The organism is Chryseobacterium joostei (genome assembly GCF_003815775.1).
GTDB lineage: Bacteria > Bacteroidota > Bacteroidia > Flavobacteriales > Weeksellaceae > Chryseobacterium > Chryseobacterium joostei.
The window spans coordinates 2,671,118-2,688,670 of the sequence record NZ_CP033926.1 but is presented as its reverse complement, the minus strand read 5'-3'; the positions used below and the strand labels follow the sequence as shown (position 1 = coordinate 2,688,670).

13 protein-coding genes and 1 tRNA gene are annotated in these 17,553 nt (G+C 35.7%); 13 read left to right on the top strand and 1 reads right to left on the bottom strand.

Going from position 1 to position 17,553, the window contains the following annotated elements; all coding sequences use genetic code 11:
- Positions 1 to 24: 24 nt before the first annotated feature.
- Positions 25 to 1,002 (bottom strand): acyltransferase family protein, encoded by a 978-nt coding sequence (locus tag EG359_RS12255; RefSeq protein ID WP_076355076.1) that lies wholly within the window; start codon positions 1,000 to 1,002, stop codon positions 25 to 27.
- A 199-nt stretch (positions 1,003 to 1,201) separates the two neighbouring features.
- Between EG359_RS12255 and EG359_RS12250 the strand changes: the two genes are divergently transcribed.
- From EG359_RS12250 to EG359_RS12190, 13 genes are all read left to right on the top strand, one after another.
- Positions 1,202 to 1,681: a lipocalin family protein gene (locus tag EG359_RS12250; RefSeq protein ID WP_076355074.1), complete on the top strand. Its 480-nt coding sequence runs from the start codon at positions 1,202 to 1,204 to the stop codon at positions 1,679 to 1,681.
- Between the two features lie 181 nt (positions 1,682 to 1,862).
- Positions 1,863 to 4,676, top strand: coding sequence for a leucine--tRNA ligase (leuS, locus tag EG359_RS12245; protein WP_076355072.1), 2,814 nt, complete (start codon positions 1,863 to 1,865; stop codon positions 4,674 to 4,676).
- Positions 4,677 to 4,916: 240 nt separating this feature from the next.
- Positions 4,917 to 5,780: a MotA/TolQ/ExbB proton channel family protein gene (locus EG359_RS12240; protein WP_027375464.1), complete on the top strand. Its 864-nt coding sequence runs from the start codon at positions 4,917 to 4,919 to the stop codon at positions 5,778 to 5,780.
- A 61-nt stretch (positions 5,781 to 5,841) separates the two neighbouring features.
- Entirely contained in the window at positions 5,842 to 6,450 is a 609-nt protein-coding gene (locus EG359_RS12235; RefSeq protein ID WP_076355070.1) for an ExbD/TolR family protein, read from the top strand.
- 11 nt (positions 6,451 to 6,461) lie between these two features.
- Positions 6,462 to 7,028 carry an ExbD/TolR family protein gene (locus tag EG359_RS12230; RefSeq protein ID WP_076355068.1) on the top strand — a complete coding sequence of 189 codons (567 nt, stop codon included), beginning with the start codon at positions 6,462 to 6,464 and terminating at the stop codon, positions 7,026 to 7,028.
- A 29-nt stretch (positions 7,029 to 7,057) separates the two neighbouring features.
- The gene (locus EG359_RS12225) at positions 7,058 to 7,897 is read left to right on the top strand and encodes an energy transducer TonB (protein WP_076355066.1); all 840 of its coding nucleotides are present in this window, start codon (positions 7,058 to 7,060) and stop codon (positions 7,895 to 7,897) included.
- A gap of 77 nt (positions 7,898 to 7,974) precedes the next feature.
- On the top strand, positions 7,975 to 8,172 hold the full coding sequence (locus tag EG359_RS12220) for a DUF308 domain-containing protein (RefSeq protein WP_174567026.1): 198 nt from the start codon (positions 7,975 to 7,977) through the stop codon (positions 8,170 to 8,172).
- Positions 8,162 to 9,034 (top strand): PstS family phosphate ABC transporter substrate-binding protein, encoded by an 873-nt coding sequence (locus tag EG359_RS12215; RefSeq protein ID WP_076355062.1) that lies wholly within the window; start codon positions 8,162 to 8,164, stop codon positions 9,032 to 9,034. Before EG359_RS12220 ends, EG359_RS12215 begins: the two co-directional genes overlap by 11 nt.
- Positions 9,035 to 9,125: 91 nt before the next feature.
- Positions 9,126 to 10,778 (top strand): tetratricopeptide repeat protein, encoded by a 1,653-nt coding sequence (locus EG359_RS12210; protein ID WP_076355060.1) that lies wholly within the window; start codon positions 9,126 to 9,128, stop codon positions 10,776 to 10,778.
- 81 nt (positions 10,779 to 10,859) lie between these two features.
- On the top strand, positions 10,860 to 11,576 hold the full coding sequence (bshB1, locus tag EG359_RS12205; RefSeq protein ID WP_076355058.1) for a bacillithiol biosynthesis deacetylase BshB1: 717 nt from the start codon (positions 10,860 to 10,862) through the stop codon (positions 11,574 to 11,576).
- Positions 11,577 to 11,614: 38 nt separating this feature from the next.
- Positions 11,615 to 11,690 (top strand) — tRNA-His (locus EG359_RS12200).
- Between the two features lie 335 nt (positions 11,691 to 12,025).
- Entirely contained in the window at positions 12,026 to 12,460 is a 435-nt protein-coding gene (locus tag EG359_RS12195) for a hypothetical protein (RefSeq protein ID WP_076355056.1), read from the top strand.
- A 26-nt stretch (positions 12,461 to 12,486) separates the two neighbouring features.
- Positions 12,487 to 17,532 (top strand): DUF4132 domain-containing protein, encoded by a 5,046-nt coding sequence (locus tag EG359_RS12190; protein WP_076355054.1) that lies wholly within the window; start codon positions 12,487 to 12,489, stop codon positions 17,530 to 17,532.
- Positions 17,533 to 17,553 lie beyond the last annotated feature (21 nt).

The window sequence follows — 17,553 nt, the reverse complement described above, 5'->3', positions numbered from 1 at the left end:
TATGTTTTTAAATATTGTTCAAAATTATAAAAATCTTTTTTCATAAAGGTGCCATGAGCTTACACCTACAGCAATAACTACTAACATACATACCAAAGCCATTACAAATGGATTGTAATCTTCAAACAATCCTAAAGTCTGGAAAGTTCTGATAATAGGAAAATGGAAAATGTAGATTCCGTAGGTGAAATCACCATATTTTCCGAAATTATTTAAAAATTTGAATGAATAGGCAATGTACATTACGATAACACCGATCATCATTGGAGAAAAAAGCTGAATTTTTAAGTATAAATCAATCCACACAGTGGCGATAGCAATGATGAAAATTATATTTTTATGTTTGATGAATTTATCAAAATTAAAGTAAATCAGCATTCCGGGGATAAAATAGGATAATGTTCCGGGAAGCTGTTTGGCAAGTGAAATTTTATTTAAAGATTCAAAATAATTTAGATAAATAAGTGATAGAAAGTATAAAATAACCAAACTTATATTTCTGTATTTATTATTCTTTCCGAACAGCAAAAACAACAAAGGAACCGCAAAATAGTAACACATTTCTATTTTCAGCGTCCATAGTGCACCATTTACTGCTTGATTTCCAAAAACTCCGGGAAGCCAAGGTGCTTTAAAATTTAAAAATAATGAATTCCAAAAAAGGTATTTGTAAACTTGTGTATTACTGAAATATTCTGTGAAAGAATATGTACTTACCAAACTTAATAAAATCGCACATAAAAAAATAACCAATAAGTAAGCGGGAACAATTCTTTTGATTCTCTTTTTTAAATAACTTTTCAGGCTTGAAGACCTGTCATAGCTCCTTGCAATAAGAAATCCGCTCACTGCAAAAAAACCGAAAACGGCAATTTCTATAGGGCTGTACTCAAAAATCTTGAGATCAGGAGATGCACTGAGGGTGCCAAGATGGCCAAGAAAGACAATAAAGGCGAGGAGAACACGTATAAAGTCAAAATTGTTTTTCGTTATATCTTGCATTTTTTTTCTTTGACTACAAAAATAACTTTTTTAATAAAACAGGGGGATTTTCGGAGGTTCAATATTTGTTAAATAAAGGGAATATGACCTCTGACTGTTTTAAAATATATACAAATAAAGGTCGATAAAATAATTTTTCACAAAAAATAGTAATATAAATCAAAAAAATTATAATTTTAGCCCTTGAAAAAATTAATCTATGAAGAAATTAGCACTACTATTTTCAGGCCTATCATTATTGGTGGCCTCCGGATGTTCTACTAGTAACGATTATGTTGAGGAAGCTCCACTTATTGGGTTTTGGCAGCCGTTAAAAGAGGTGGTTACTACTGTAGAGGTAGGCGAACAACCAATTTCGGATGTGATTACCTATACAGATTGTCAGAAAGAATCCAGATGGTGGTTCAGTAATGAAGTAAAAGGAAAAAGGATTGATGTGAAAGATCCTGTTACACCAGGGCTATGTGATATTCAGCCTGATGCCAACTTTACTTATACCTATGATAATAGCAGCAAGAATATGCAGATGAAATATCAGGGAGTGGTAGCTCCTGTTAATGCAAAAGTGATAACTCTGAATCAAACAACCCTCAATCTGGCTGTAAGAGAAGAAACAGAAGATCCGGCTGTGTTTAAAACAAGAACTTATACTTTCAAGAGAGTAAATCCTCAACATTAATAAGTGTACTTCAAGATATAAAAACAGGTCTCATCTTCGGATGAGACTTTTTTGTTGAACAGGGAATTATAATTCATCATAAATTAAATTTTTATTTCTTTTAAAATCATTAATTTTGTGAATCTTGTAAAAAAAGAAAAAATCTAAATATTTAAAGTCTAACATATAACATATATATAAAGTGTTTTACGATCATCAGCAGATAGAAAAAAAGTGGCAGAAATATTGGGAGGATAATCAAACCTACAAAACCTCCAATAATACAGATAAACCTAAATTTTATGTACTCGATATGTTCCCGTATCCATCAGGGGCAGGACTTCACGTAGGTCACCCGCTTGGATACATTGCATCGGATATCTATGCAAGGTACAAAAGACATCAGGGATTTAACGTTCTCCACCCGGTAGGATATGATAGCTTTGGGCTTCCTGCTGAGCAGTATGCAATCCAGACAGGACAGCATCCGGCAATCACTACAGAAAAAAACATCAACAGATACGAAGAGCAATTAAGAAAAATTGGTTTTTCATTTGATTGGAGCAGAGAGGTAAGAACTTCAGACGCATCTTACTATAAATGGACACAGTGGATCTTTATTGAGCTATATCATTCTTGGTATAATAAAAATACAGACAAGGCAGAATCCATCGATACCCTGATCAAGCATTTTGAAGAAAAAGGAACAGAGGGATTAAATGCTAATCAAAACGACGAATTAAGCTTTACCGCAGAAGAATGGTCTAGCGCTTCTGAAATTGATAAAGAAGATATCCTATTGAATTATCGTCTTTCTTACAGAGCGGATACTACCGTAAACTGGTGTCCTGCATTAGGAACAGTTTTGGCTAATGACGAGATAAAAGATGGAAAATCTGAAAGAGGAGGATTCCCGGTATTCCAAAAGAAAATGATGCAGTGGAGCATGAGGATCTCTGCATACTCTGAAAGGTTATTACAAGGGCTTTCTAAATTAGATTGGCCACAACCGTTGAAAGATGCTCAGGAATACTGGATTGGAAAATCTCAGGGAGCACAGGTTCAGTTCAAAGTAGATGGGCATGATGAAATCGTTGAGGTTTTCACCACAAGACCCGACACTATTTTCGGAGCAACATTTATGGTTTTGGCTCCGGAAAATCCTTTAGTAGAAACAATTACTACAGACGCTCAAAAAGTAGAAGTAGATACCTATATTGAAGAAACTTCCAAGAAAACGGAAAGAGACAGAATGTCTGACGTGAAAAACGTGAGCGGAGCTTTCACAGGAAGTTATGCAATCAATCCTTTCAGTGGAGCAAAAATGCCGATCTATATTTCAGACTACGTATTGATGGGATATGGAACCGGAGCTGTAATGGCGGTTCCTGCACATGATGAACGTGATCACAGATTTGCAAAGAAATTTAATCTTGAAATTAAAAAAGTAGTTGAAACTAAAGAAGACGTTCAGGAAAAATCTTTTGATTCCAAGGACTCAGTATGTGTAAACTCTGATTTCTTAAACGGATTAAGTTATAACGATGCGAAATCAAAAATAATTTCAGAAATCGAAAACAAAGGAATTGGCCACGGAACAACCAATTATAGACAACGTGATGCCATCTTCTCAAGACAACGTTATTGGGGAGAACCGGTTCCTATATATTATAAGGAAGGAATGCCTTACACATTACCAACATCTGCATTGCCGTTGGAACTTCCTGAAGTTGAAAAATATTTGCCAACAGAAGATGGAGATCCACCACTAGGAAATGCTAAAGAATTTGCCTGGGATGAGGTGAACCAAAAAGTAGTTTCTACAGATTTAATAGACGACAAAACTATTTTCCCTCTGGAATTATCCACAATGCCGGGTTGGGCAGGTAGCTCATGGTATTTCCTTAGATATATGGATCCTCAGAATGATGGAGAATTCTGTGCAAAAAAACTTTCAGACTATTGGGGGCAGGTAGATTTATATATTGGAGGTAGCGAGCACGCAACCGGTCACTTGTTGTATTCCCGTTTTTGGAACATGTTCTTAAAAGATAGAGGATATATTAACCATGATGAACCTTTCCAAAAATTGATCAACCAAGGAATGATCTTAGGAATGAGCGCATTTGTGTACAGAATTGATGGAACCAACCAATATGTTTCTAAAAACTTAGCTGGTAATTATCAGACGCAGCAGATTCACGTAGACGTATCCTTATTAAAAGGAACATCAGATGAATTAGACACAGAAGCATTCAAAGCTTGGAGACCTGATTATGCAAATGCAGAATTTATCTTGGAGGATGGAAAATACATCACAGACCGTGAAGTAGAAAAAATGTCCAAGTCTAAATATAATGTAGTAAACCCTGATGATATCTGTGAAGAATACGGAGCAGATGGTTTAAGACTATATGAAATGTTCCTGGGACCGTTGGAGCAATCCAAGCCATGGAATACACAAGGATTAAGTGGAGTATATAGTTTCCTTAAGAAATTCTGGAACCTACACTTCAATGGAGAAACCTTTGAAATTTCTGAGGAAGAACCTACAAAGGCAGAATATAAAGTATTACATACCTTAATAAAGAAGGTGGTTTATGATATAGAAAATTTCTCATTCAACACTTCCGTATCTTCATTCATGATTGCTGTAAACGAGCTTCAGAAAATAAAATGCAACAAACGCAATATTTTAGAACCGTTAGCCGTTATCATCTCTCCGTATGCTCCTCACATTTGTGAAGAACTATGGAGCCTATTAGGTCACGATACTTCAATAGAATTTGAACAATTTCCTGTATTGAATGAGGATTATCTGGTTGAGGACGAAATTGAGTATCCGGTAAGCGTAAATGGTAAAATGAAGTTCAAAATTTCACTTTCAGCTCAATTATCTGCGAAGGAAGTCGAAGATTTGGTGATTTCAAATGAGAAAATGCAACAGATTTTGGAAGGTAAAACCCCTAAAAAAATCATTGTTGTCCCTCACCGTATTGTGAATATCGTAATTTAAAAAAAAATTAACATTGGGAAATTAAAAAAAATGGGTGTCTTATTTTTATGATTTTTTAACTCAAATGTTAAATTTGGGAAAAATAAATAAAATATTTAAGAATAATTATTATATCGAAATCGTATTAAATTTTCTTTATCAAAAAAAAGCAAAATGTTTAATTAAGACTCTTGCATTTTAATTAATTTTGCCTTTAATTTACACCCTGTAAAATTTTAAAACAATATAATTTAGTTAAATATGGAAATGAATGTTTCAAAAAATGATGAGCAAGTAGTTGCTAGAAAGGCAGGAGGTTTAAATCCAGCTGTTATTATTCCTATTCTATTTGCTATAGGAGTATGTATTTATTTATTCGTTCTTGGGAGCCCAGGAAACTTTAAAGATGCAGATAAACTAGGAAGTGGTTCTGTAGCTTTTTCAAGCATTGAAGGAAAAGACATTCATCCAGAATCGTTCTTAGGTATTATCTACAAAGGAGGTGTCATTGTACCAATCTTGATTACTTTCATGATTACAGTAATCGTTTTCTCTTTTGAAAGATATTTCGTTCTTGGTAAAGCTGCTGGAAAAGGAAACCTAGACAACTTCGTAGTACAAGTAAGAAGCTTACTTAACCAAAACAAAATTGACGAAGCTATCGAAGAGTGTGACAGACAACAAGGTTCTGTAGGAAACGTAGTAAAAGAAGGTCTTACTACTTACAAAGCACTTTCTCACGATAACACATTAAATAAAGAGCAGAAAATGGTAGCGCTTAACAAAGCTATCGAAGAAGCTACTACTCTTGAGATGCCAATGCTTGAGAAAAACATGATGATCCTTTCTACTTTAGGTACAGTTGCAACGTTAGTAGCACTACTAGGAACGGTAATCGGGATGATCAAGGCATTCTTCGCATTAGGTTCAGGAGGTGGTACTCCAGATGCTGCTGCTCTATCTACTGGTATCTCTGAAGCATTGATCAACACTGCATTAGGTATTGGTACTTCTGCAATCGCTATTATCCTTTATAACTTCTTTACATCTAAAATTGATGGATTAACTTACAAGATCGACGAGATCTCTATGAGTATCCAACAGTCTTTCGCTGAATTCAACTAAGAATTAGCAAGATATTTGCATTAGCAATTAAAAGAAGTTTAATTAAAAATATTTTATAATAATGGCGAGAGTCAAACCAAAAAGACATGGAGTAGTGACGGACATGACCGCAATGTGTGACGTTGCGTTCCTACTTCTTACGTTCTTTATCTTGACCACTCAGTTTAAAAAACCTGACGTGGAGCAGATCAAACCGCCATCTTCAATTTCGGAAAAATTGCTTCCTGATGCTAGTTTAATGACTATCAACGCTACTCCGGACGGAAAATTCTATTTCCAACCAGTAGAAAACGCATCAGAAAGAGTTGCTCTTTTGGATAAAATGGGACAAAAGTATGGTATTACTTTTGACAATAACCAAAAAGCTGCTTTCCAGAAAGTTCAGGCAATTGGAGTTCCAATGAACCAACTTAAAGGTTACTTGGATATGTCTGGAGATGAGCAGAAAAATTATAAGAGTCCTACAGGTATTCCTATGGACAGTACAAATAAACAATTAATTGATTGGGTAAAAGAAAGTTTAAGCGTTAACCCTGACTACAAGTTAGCCATTAAAGGAGACGTTACAACTCAGTATCCTAAAGTTAAAAGTCTATTTGAGGGTTTAAGAGATATTGATTTTCTTAAATTTTGGTTGATTACATCACAAGAAGGTAAACCTAACGAATAATATCGATAGAAATGGCAGAAGTACAAGTACAAGAAAAAGGCGGCAAGGGCGGCAAGGTCCGTTCCAAGAAGCAGAACACCAGAGTCGATATGACTCCGATGGTAGACTTGGGTTTTCTATTGATTACCTTCTTTATGTTCACAACTACATTTAGTAAACCGAATGTTATGGATTTGGGTCTTCCGGCTAAACCGAAAGATGAAACAAAAAAACCACCTCCAACAGAAATTAAACTTTCGAACTCAATTTCTATCTTATTAGGAAAAGACAATAGAGTATTTTGGCACCAACAGGATGCAACTTCCTTGAATGACCAAACTCTTATGGAAACTACTTTAGATAGAGAGGGTATTAGAAAAGTAATTCAGCAGGCAAAATCTAGAGCTGCAGATCAAACGAAATTTACCGTGATCATTAAGCCAACTGACGATGCTGTATATAAGAACTTTGTTGATATTCTTGATGAAATGGCAATTACCAAAAGTGAGCAGTACGGTGTTACTGATATCAAACCTTGGGAGAAAGCTATTTATGAGAAGAAAGTAGGTGGTGCTGCTGCACCGGCTGCTACAAAGTAATTTAACCATAAAATTGTTATATCTAATCTATGGCAGATGAAAATGTATACAATCAGAATCTTACTTTAGACGAGATTGTATTTGAAAATAGAAACAAGGAATATGGTGCCTATGATCTTAGACATCAGTATCCGAGACTTTTAACAAAGTCTTTTATCATCGGAACAGCTTTATTCCTTTTGGCAGCTTTGTCTCCGTTCATCTATCTTACGATTAAAAATCTTACAGCTCCGCCTAAGCAAGAAGTAAAGGCAGATCTAGTAGATATTATCGAAGAAGATCCGATTATTGAGCAGCCTAAAGAAGAAGAACCACCTCCACCACCTCCTCCAAAAGAAGAGGAAAAAATTGAGGTAATTCAGAACGTAGTTCCTGAGCCTGTAAAAGCTCCGAAAATTGAAACTCCACCTCCACCAATTTCTAAGCAGTTGGAAACTACAACTGGTTTGAATAATCAGGAAGGGGTGAAAGCTCCGGCTTATACGCCACCACCACCACCACCATCTACAGGTACTAAAGCTACCACAGTAGAAGTGAAGGCGAATAACCCTAACGAAATCTACAAAGATGTAGACCAATCTGCAGAATATCCTGGAGGTATGGGTGCATTGAGAAAATTCTTAGGAGATAACTTCGATACTTCCCTAATGGAAGGAGGTGAAGGGACGCTTAAAGCTAAGCTTAAGTTCGTTGTAGAAAAAGACGGAACTGTTTCTGCAGTTACTATTGAAGAGAAATCTCCAAATGGCGACTTCAACAGTGAAGCTGTACGTGTAGTTAAGAAACTTAAAAAGTGGACTCCTGCTAAGAGAAATGGAGAAAGCGTTAGATCTTACTATAGTGTACCATTTACTATGAACTTTGAATAATTAGACTTATTTATTCAGAATATAAATAAAAAGGGAAGCATATGCTTCCCTTTTTATTTTTTTTGTATTTTTGTTACATGATGTTCAATTGGTTATCCCTGGTTACGGGATTGTTTTATATCGTTTTAGGAATTGTAGTAATTATCTATAAATTCTTCTTTACCATTTTAGAACCTGCTATTGCTTATGCATTGGGTGCTCTTTTAATTGTTTATGGTATATTTAGAATCTATAGAGCTGTTTCTAAAATCAAAAAATCGAAAGATGAAGAATAGTTTTAAAATTGCACTTGTCTTAGTAATAGGAATTATACTGGCAGGCTGCAAAAAAGAGGAGAAATCTCCTTCCTATCACAAAGGTGATCTTACGATTTTTACAGACGAATCTTTTCAAAGTGTTACAGAGGCATTAGCTGACGGCTATATGATCAATTATCCCGAAACACGCATTAAAGTAGAGACAAAAAAAGAAGATTTAGGTCTTCTCGATTTATTGAAAGGAAATGCAAAGGTGATTGTAATGTCCAGAAACCTTAATCCAGAAGAAGTAAAAACCTACGAAGAAAGAACAGATTTAAAGTTTCTTCCTGCTAAATTTGCAGCAGATGCTGTGGTTTTTGTAGTTCCAAAAGACTCTCCAAAGGAAAGTATTTCAATGGATGAAATCAATAGTGGGCTTCTTTCAGAGGAGAAGAAGTTTATTTTTGACGGAACCAATTCAAGTAATCTGAACTTTGTTGCAGAGAAGTTAAAAAAACAACCCAAAGACCTTAAGTTTTCCATTATTCCTGGAAATCAGAAGATTATTGAGGAACTAGGAAAATATCCTGATAAGATAGGAGTAGTAGGACTTAATACTTTCAGTCGTCCTTACGATAAAACTTCTGAAAAACTTAGAGAGATGGTGAAGGTACTTCCTGTAGTAGATAAAGGAAAATCATACACGGCTAACTTCGAGGGGCTTCGTTCTATGGAATATCCATTCACTAGAGTACTTTATTTCCTTATTAACGAAGGTAACTTCAATATCGCTAATGGCTTTATACGATTTTCATGTACTCACTTAGGACAAAAAATTGTTCAGAAAGAGGGTTTACAGCCATATAACATCTATAAAAGAGAGGTACAAATGCGTTAAAAATATTAAATTCACAATTTATTGCCATTAAAAAAAATGTTTTGGTCTGAAAGTTGTGTAGAATATAACTCAATTATTTAGAAAATATAAAATGAAAGATATAATGAATATGAATGTAAAAAAGATTGCTTTTGGAGCAGCTGTGGTATTTTTTACCGGTTTCGCCTCTGCACAAACACTGCAGGATGGTATTAACAGTATAGACAGTGATAAATTTGCTCAGGCAAAAACCAATTTCACTGATATGATCGCTAAAGAGCCTACTGCTGAAAACTACTTCTATTTAGGAAATACTTTCTTAAGACAAGGAGAACCGGATTATGCTAAGGCTACTGAAAGTTTTAACAAAGGATTAGCAGCTGACGGTAAAAGCTATCTTAATAGAATCGGTCTTGCGGCTGTTAAATTAGGTAAAGGTGATAAAAGTGCCATTGCTGAAATTCAAAAAGTGGTAACTGATTCCAGAGAAAAAGATGCTGAAGTATTGTTTAGAGCAGCAGAAGCTTTGACTTTATTTGAAAAAAACAGTTCACCTGATCTTGCTATCCAATTCCTGACTAAGGCTATTGAGAAGGCTGAGAAAAAAGGAGTTCCTGCACATTATTATTATACATTAGGAGACGCTTATAGACTAAAAAGAGCACCGGGAGAGGCTATGTCTGCTTATGACAAAGCATTACCTTTAGCTAAAAATAAAGCTTCTGTTTACACAAGAATGGCTACTTTATGGATGGCTGCTCAGGTATGGCAAAAAGCTAAAGAAAGTGTAGATAAAGCTATTGCTGTAGACCCTACTTATGCTCCTGCATATAAAGCTTTGGCTGGTTATGATATCAGATACCAACAAAATGCTAAGGCTACACAAGACCTTATCAACTATACAAAATATGCGGATGAAGATCCATATACTCAATTAGAAATTGCAAAATTATACTTCACAAACGAAGATTACGCAAACTCTAAGACAGTATTAGACAAGATTTTTGATAAAATTGAAGATCCTATTAAGTTCAAGTTAAGAGCTTATCAGTCTTATGCAGATAAAAATTATGCAGAAGCAAAGCAAAATATGGATACTTTCGTTTCTCAAGCTGAAAAATCAAGAGTACAGCCTGCTGACCAAGGTTTGCAAGGACTTATTGCTGCTGGTTTAGCTAAAGACGAAAAAGATGCAGCTAAAAAATCTGCTTTAATGACTGAATCTCAACAAAAAATTGCCATTGCAAAGGCTGCAAAAGACGAGACAATGAAGTGGGATCTAGAATTAGCGAACATCGCAGGAGGTGGTGGTGCTTCTCAAGCAGATGCTGATAAAGGACCTACAAACCCTACCATTGAAGGATTGAAGAAGCAAGTTGCTGCTAACGCTCAGGATTCTGATGCTTTATTTAAATTAGCTACAGCTTATCAGGATGCTAAAAACTGGAATGGGGCAATCCTTACATGGCAAAAAATGTCAGCTCTTCTTCCTGATTGGGCTCCGGCATATTACAGCCAAGGATATTCTTACCAACAGGCAGGAAATAATGATGCTGCAAAATTAGCTTACGAGAAATTCATCAGTACAGTGAAACCTGCGGATCAGGAAGCTAACAAGCAAACTCTTGCTTATGCTTATTTCGCAGTAGCTTACATGAGTAAAGATTCTGATGCTGCAAAAGCAAAAGATTATGTTGCAAAATCTTTACAGTTAGATCCTACTTACCAGGATGCTGTAAAATTAAATGCAGAGATCAACAAGTAATTTAAAATTTAAATTATAGATATTAACACTTCCCATTCGTAATGTTTGGGAAGTTTTTATTTAAAACTTATCTTTGATTCTATGAAAACTGATATACTTGCTTTTGGAGCACACCCTGATGATGTAGAGCTGGGATGTGGTGGAACTATTGCCAAAATGGTTTCAGAGGGTAAAAAATGTGTAGTGGTAGATCTTACCAGAGGAGAGCTCGGTACAAGAGGTACGGATGAAACAAGAAAGGCAGAAGCGGCAGATGCTGCTCATATCCTTGGACTCTCTGCAAGAGAGAACCTGGGAATGAAAGATGGCTTTTTGGTAAATTCTGAAGAATATCAAATGAGGATCGTAAAAATGATTCGCAAATACCGCCCGGAAATTGTCTTGGCGAATGCAATTGATGATAGACATCCTGATCATGCAAAAGGAGCGAAATTAGTGTCAGATGCGTGCTTTTTGTCCGGATTGAGAAAAATTGAAACAACAGAGGATGGAGAAATTCAGGAGGTATGGAGACCGAAGCATGTGTTTCATTACATTCAGTGGAAAGATATCAAACCGGAGTTTGTGATTGACATATCAGAGCATCTGGATAAAAAACTGGAAGCATGTATGGCTTATAAAACCCAATTTTATGATCCAACTTCTAAGGAACCTGAAACTCCAATTACGACAAAGGACTTTTATGAGAGCTTAACCTACCGTGCTCAGGATTTAGGGCGATTATCGGGAGTTACTTATGCTGAGGGATTTACGTCTGAGAAGTTAATTTCTTTGAAAAATTTTGATGGAATTGTTTGATAGTTGAGGAAATTGTCCTATATTTGCACTCAGAAAACGGTGATTGTAGCTCAGTTGGTTAGAGCGTCGGATTGTGGTTCCGAAGGTCGGGGGTTCGAGACCCCTCATTCACCCAAAGAAAGTACACTTTTTGAAAGTGTACTTTTTTATTTTGTACCTATTTCAATCCGAAAATAACCCCCACTTTTTAATTTATTCTTAGTAGCTTTTTCCCGCTATTCACTCATACTGCTCACGCCGACACCTAAAAAGGGCATTATATGTGGTGAGATAACTGTTTCTATCGGATCTAATGATCAAACAATTTTAGTCAAAAAAGAATATTAATAATATTCTTTACCACTCATATTTAAAGTTCCATCTCCTTTTCTTTATATTCATTATAAAATCTCAAATTGATACAATAGCACGGTGAAATTTTACTATATTTAGTCACACTAAGTTCAAATATGGAAATAAAAGTCACTGTAAAGCAGTTGGGGAAGAAACACCCTGTTCTTTCGGAACAAAATATTGAGATCGCCTACGAAGAGGCCAATATCACCTTAGAAAATTTATTAAAATTAATCGTTCAACAGCAAGTAGATGAGTTTAATGCAAAATCTTTTGAGCAGGAGGATGAAGACTATACTAAAATTCCGCAGAATAATTACCTGAATTTACTTACAGATACAGGTAAAGTAGGTTTTGGAAGTATCTATAATCTTAAGAAAGCGGATCTGCCAAAAGCACAGGAAAATGCCATTCAGGCTTTTGAAGACGGAATGTTTGCTGTGTTTTACAATGAAGAAGAACTTGAAAGCCTTACCCAAACCATCGATTTGGAACTAAAACATACATTTACCTTTATAAGACTTTCATTTCTTGCAGGAAGCTATTGGTAATCAAATTATATTAAGTAATACCATACATGGAAATCACAAAAAAATTAGAATCGAAAAAATTAATCAAGAATTATTACGAAAAACTAAGAAAAGATCTGTTAGAGCAAGCTGAAAAAGGGTTGTCTACAGAGGTTTTTCCGGATAAACCCATGCTTAAGAAAGAAGTAGCAGAATTAGGTTTATTCTTAATGGGTAAGACCAACTATTATCAGGCAATGACCCTGGGTTCAAAAGAAGCAGAGAAACTGAAAAATTATATAAAACCTGATATTTGGGAAGATGCGGATTACTATAAACTCTTGGTTTACTACTTTGGAGAGAATGCTGATCTGGTAAAATATGCATGGAACAGGATGCCTTACAAAATGTATCAGACGAGTTATTTCCGTCGTTCGTTTCGTGCTCCTCATAATGAAAGATATATACTGATGAATCAGGCTAACCTGATGAGAGAACTGGTTCGGGCCCCAAATGTTTATTCCTATGATAGTCATGATCAGAATTATGATTTATCATTGGAAGAGCAGATTATATATGAGAATGAGGTGTCAAATAATTCAAGTCAGTTCTATGTTTGGTCAGCGGCAATTGATACGGGTAATACAACCATTTATCAATTAATTGAAGATATTATTTTTAATAAACATACGGAGGGAAAGGTTTCCAGAAACATTATTAAAGCTTTACTCAACAGTGAAAAGAAACATTGCTGGGAATTGGTGGGAAAACTTTTACTGGCGGCACAGCGACAAGAGGGTCTAAGACAAACTATATTGGAAGCTCTGGATGAAACCAGTATAGGAGCTTTGGAATATATGACCAATGTAATTGTGGAACATAAACTTACCCGTTTTTCATCTGTTGTACGTTCTATAGATACCTGGACCGGATTGGGCTGGGAATCAGAAAAAGAATCAGTAGTAAATAATATTGTATCACTGGCTCATACATACTTCAGTAGTCCGGAACTTGTTCCTGATGCTATTACAAGTAAGAATAATAATGAAATCTATATGGCTCTTTGGGTACAGGGGGTATGGGATGTGGATAAAACTGTTCCTTACTTACACTACCTATTTGACAAAGGAAGTGTAGAGAAAAAATGTCTTGCGATAAAATTTGCCACAGAAACCGATGATCCTTACATTCAAATGCCTTTGTATTATAAGGCTGTGTTGGAGGGAAACTTGGAGGTACTGGCATTTGCAGGAAGCCAAATGTCTGAATTATTAGCGTCCAATACGAATTCTAAATTCTTTATCAGTAATGCAGATTATCCGGACTTCTTTGAAAAAATTCACGAGCTGACGCAGAAAATAGAGGTAAAAGAAAAGAAATTTGAGGGAAAAATATTCTCATGGCTTAATGTGACATTCAAGAAGAGTGATTTGTATGCTTCCATGTTTTATCTTGTAGGAGAAGACAGCAATAAGCTGGATATAGTTTTGTCTTACTTTGATCAGTTTGATCTTGCGTTACGTGAATTACTAACCCGGAATATTTTAGGTGAATTTTATTGCTATTCATTTTCCTACGGACTAGGAAAGAAGAAAAAAGAAGTAACCCCTTTTCAAAAGGAATTTGCTTTTAAAATTATAAAAGACAGGGGAGAAGCTTTGATTGCTTCAGGAATTAATATTTTGCTTCAAAATCCTTTAAACAAAGATGAGATTATGATTTTCTTTGATATGTTTAAAAGAAAAGGTGGTGTACTCCGTAAGAAGCTTATAGAACTTGTTACAGAGCAAGAAGATGACGTAGTGACACCATTGGTTGAAGAATTAATGACTAAAGGCGATGTGGAACAGAGAGCTGCATCTTTGGATATTATGCTTCAGCTTCAACAAGGAAAAAGAGTGTCTTCTCAGATTATCCGTTGGACACAGCAATATTCTGAAAGATCAAAAATTTCAGAAAGAGAAAAAGGCTTGCTTGAGCAGATTAATCCATCAGGAGACCCAACCATACTTTCCGCTGAAAATGGATTCGGATTTTATGATCCTTCCGTAATTTCAAAGTTTGCATTACCAACAGTAGAGGCAGATTCAATTTATATACAAGCAACTAAAAATAATAAGTATGGTTTTACAATATCCATTGCCAAGATAAAAGAAGAATTAAAAAAACTCAATGATTTATTCCTGCAGCATAAAGACCATGAATACGAGTCAGGGGAGTGGGATAATTCTGTTGCCAAAGTATTAATGGGAAATACTTTCAGGGAGATAAAGCGAAATACAGAAGGGTTTACTCCTCAGCAGTTAGCTGAAAACTATCCTTTGCATGAAGTATGGGAACAATGGTTTAAAGACTCAGGAATGCTACCTAGAGATTTATTTTTGTTGACATTTGCTGAAAGTTGCGACCGAAAAGTCTTTAGAAACTTTCTGGAAGAGTATGTATTCTATCATAAAGAGATTATTCCTAACCCGACAAAAGGAACTTATTATTGGGAGAACCCAATTATGAGGATTTTGAGTTCATTAAAATATAAATTCGTCTTCGAGGAAGTGGTCGATTTTGCAATAGACGCTTGTAGCACACTATTTGCCAATCTTCCTGAAGATGTTATTAACTATAAGGGAAAAGATAGCGGAGATTATTATTACCGAGACCAAGGAAATGGCTGGCAGCAATTGGATTTTTTTAATGTTTTTTTACGGGTTATTCCTATGAAGAACCTTACAGATGAACAGCACATTAAACAATGGAATTTGTACCGATGGATGCAGTATAGCGGTTTGCCGGAAAACATTAAAAAGTCTGTTCCTAACTTCTATTTCTTCTGTAAAGCATATGAACTAAAGCTTATTACAAAGGAAGAGCTGTTTGAGGGAATTTTGACTGCTGATTCAGCTATAAGTGACCTTACAGCAATTAAATCTAATTATAATAATGAGAAATATTTAGAATTGTTTCCTTTCCTGAAGCCTATGATTGAAGAAATTCAGGATAAGTTTCTGGATATAGAGCTGATTCGTGGAGACGCTAATACTTCGGTTTCACATTTTGTACAACAGTTTAGATCTATATATGGAACCCATCGGTTCGTTCAGATCTTGAAAGGATTAGGTAAGTCCGGATTATATGCCAATTATATATACAGTTATGGAAATGAAAGCATGACCAAGCAAAAACTTTTCTCCTGGCTTATTTCTAACTGCTATCCTTTAGAAAGTGATACTCAGAAATCATTTGATGAGATTATAAAAAAAGAAAAGATTACAGAACTTCGTTTAATACAGGCTGCAGTGTATGCACCGCAATGGCAGCAGTTTATAAGCAATTATTTAGGTTGGAAAGGATTAGATTCAGCGATCTGGTGGATGCATGCCCATACTAAAACCGGTGCCTATGAAGCCCAAAATGCAAAACTGGAAAGCGAAGTTGCTAAATATTCATCCGTAGATATTCAGGAATTTAAAGACGGTGCGGTAGATAAAGACTGGTTTACCAAAGCCTATAAAGAACTTGGTAAAACCCGTTGGGAAATGCTTTATGAGTCTGCGAAATATATATCAGATGGAAATGGGCACAGAAGAGCAAGACTTTATTCCGATACATTGGCAGGAAGCTTAAAAATAAAAGAGGTAACAGCAAAAGTAAAGGATAAGCGTGATCAGGATTATCTTCGTGTGTACGGACTTGTCCCTTTAAGTAAAGCCAATCCGGAGAAAGATGTTCTGAGCCGATATGAATATATTCAGCAATTCAAGAAAGAAAGTAAGGAGTTTGGCTCCATGAAGCAAACAAGTGAGGCTTTGGCTATTCGTGTTGCACTAGAAAACCTTGCCAGAAATGCAGGATATCCCGATCCTATCAGATTAACCTGGGCAATGGAAACCAAACAAATTCAGTCCCTATTATCAAAAGATACCCAGATTACCATTGATGGGGTTACAGTAGGTTTAATTATAGAAGATAATGGAAAAGCTGAATTGGTCGTATTCAGGGATGATAAACAACTAAAATCTATTCCGCCAAAGATTAAGAAAGATAAAGCAGTTGTGGAGTTGGGTAATAACCGTAAGATCATGCGTGAGCAATGGACCCGTTCCCGAAAAGGACTGGAGGAAGCTATGATAAGAGGTGATGAATTCCTTTTAAAAGAAATCAAGACCCTTTTTGAGCATCCCGTTATTGTAAAGCATCTGGAAAAACTTGTATTTATTTCCAATGACCAGAAAATAGGATTCTTTCATGATGGAGGTTTGGTAAATGCTCATGGTGAAATTCAGGAATTGAGTGAAGAAAGTACCCTGCGTATTGCTCATTGTGTAGATCTGCATCAGCATTCTGTTTGGAGTGATTATCAACATTATTGTTTTAAAGAAAAGCTTGTACAGCCATTTAAGCAAATATTCAGAGAATTGTATGTTCCAACGCCGGATGAATTAAAAGAAAAATCTATTTCACGTCGTTATGCAGGACATCAGATTCAGCCAAAACAAACTTTGGCACTGCTTAAAACAAGAGGCTGGAAAGTAGATTACGAAGACGGATTACAGAAAGTGTATCATAAAGAAGGTTTTCAGGTTAAGCTATATGCAATGGCAGACTGGTTCTCTCCAGCGGATGTTGAAAGCCCAACTTTGGAAACAATAGAATTCCATTCATTAAAGGATTACAAAAATATACCTTTTGAAGAGATCAATCCAAGGTTGTTTTCAGAGGTTATGAGAGATGTAGATCTGGTTGTTTCAGTAGCTCATGTAGGAGATGTAGATCCTGAAGCAAGCCATTCTTCTATTGAAATGAGGGCAGTACTAATGAAAGAAACAGCACGTTTATTTAAGCTGGATAATGTAAGGATTGATGGCTCACATGTACTTGTAAAAGGGCAGATAGCAGAATATAGTGTGCATTTGGGAAGTGCTGTTGTACATCAGGTTCCGGGTAGGTATCTTTCTATACTACCGGTTCATTCCCAACATAGGGGTAGGCTGTTCTTACCTTTTGCGGATGACGATCCGAAGTCAGCAGAAGTAATATCCAAGGTCTTATTACTGGCTAAGGATAATGAAATACAAGACCCAACCATACTTTCGCAGATAAAGCGGGAATATGTATAAAATAAAAAGGTGTGCTTTCCT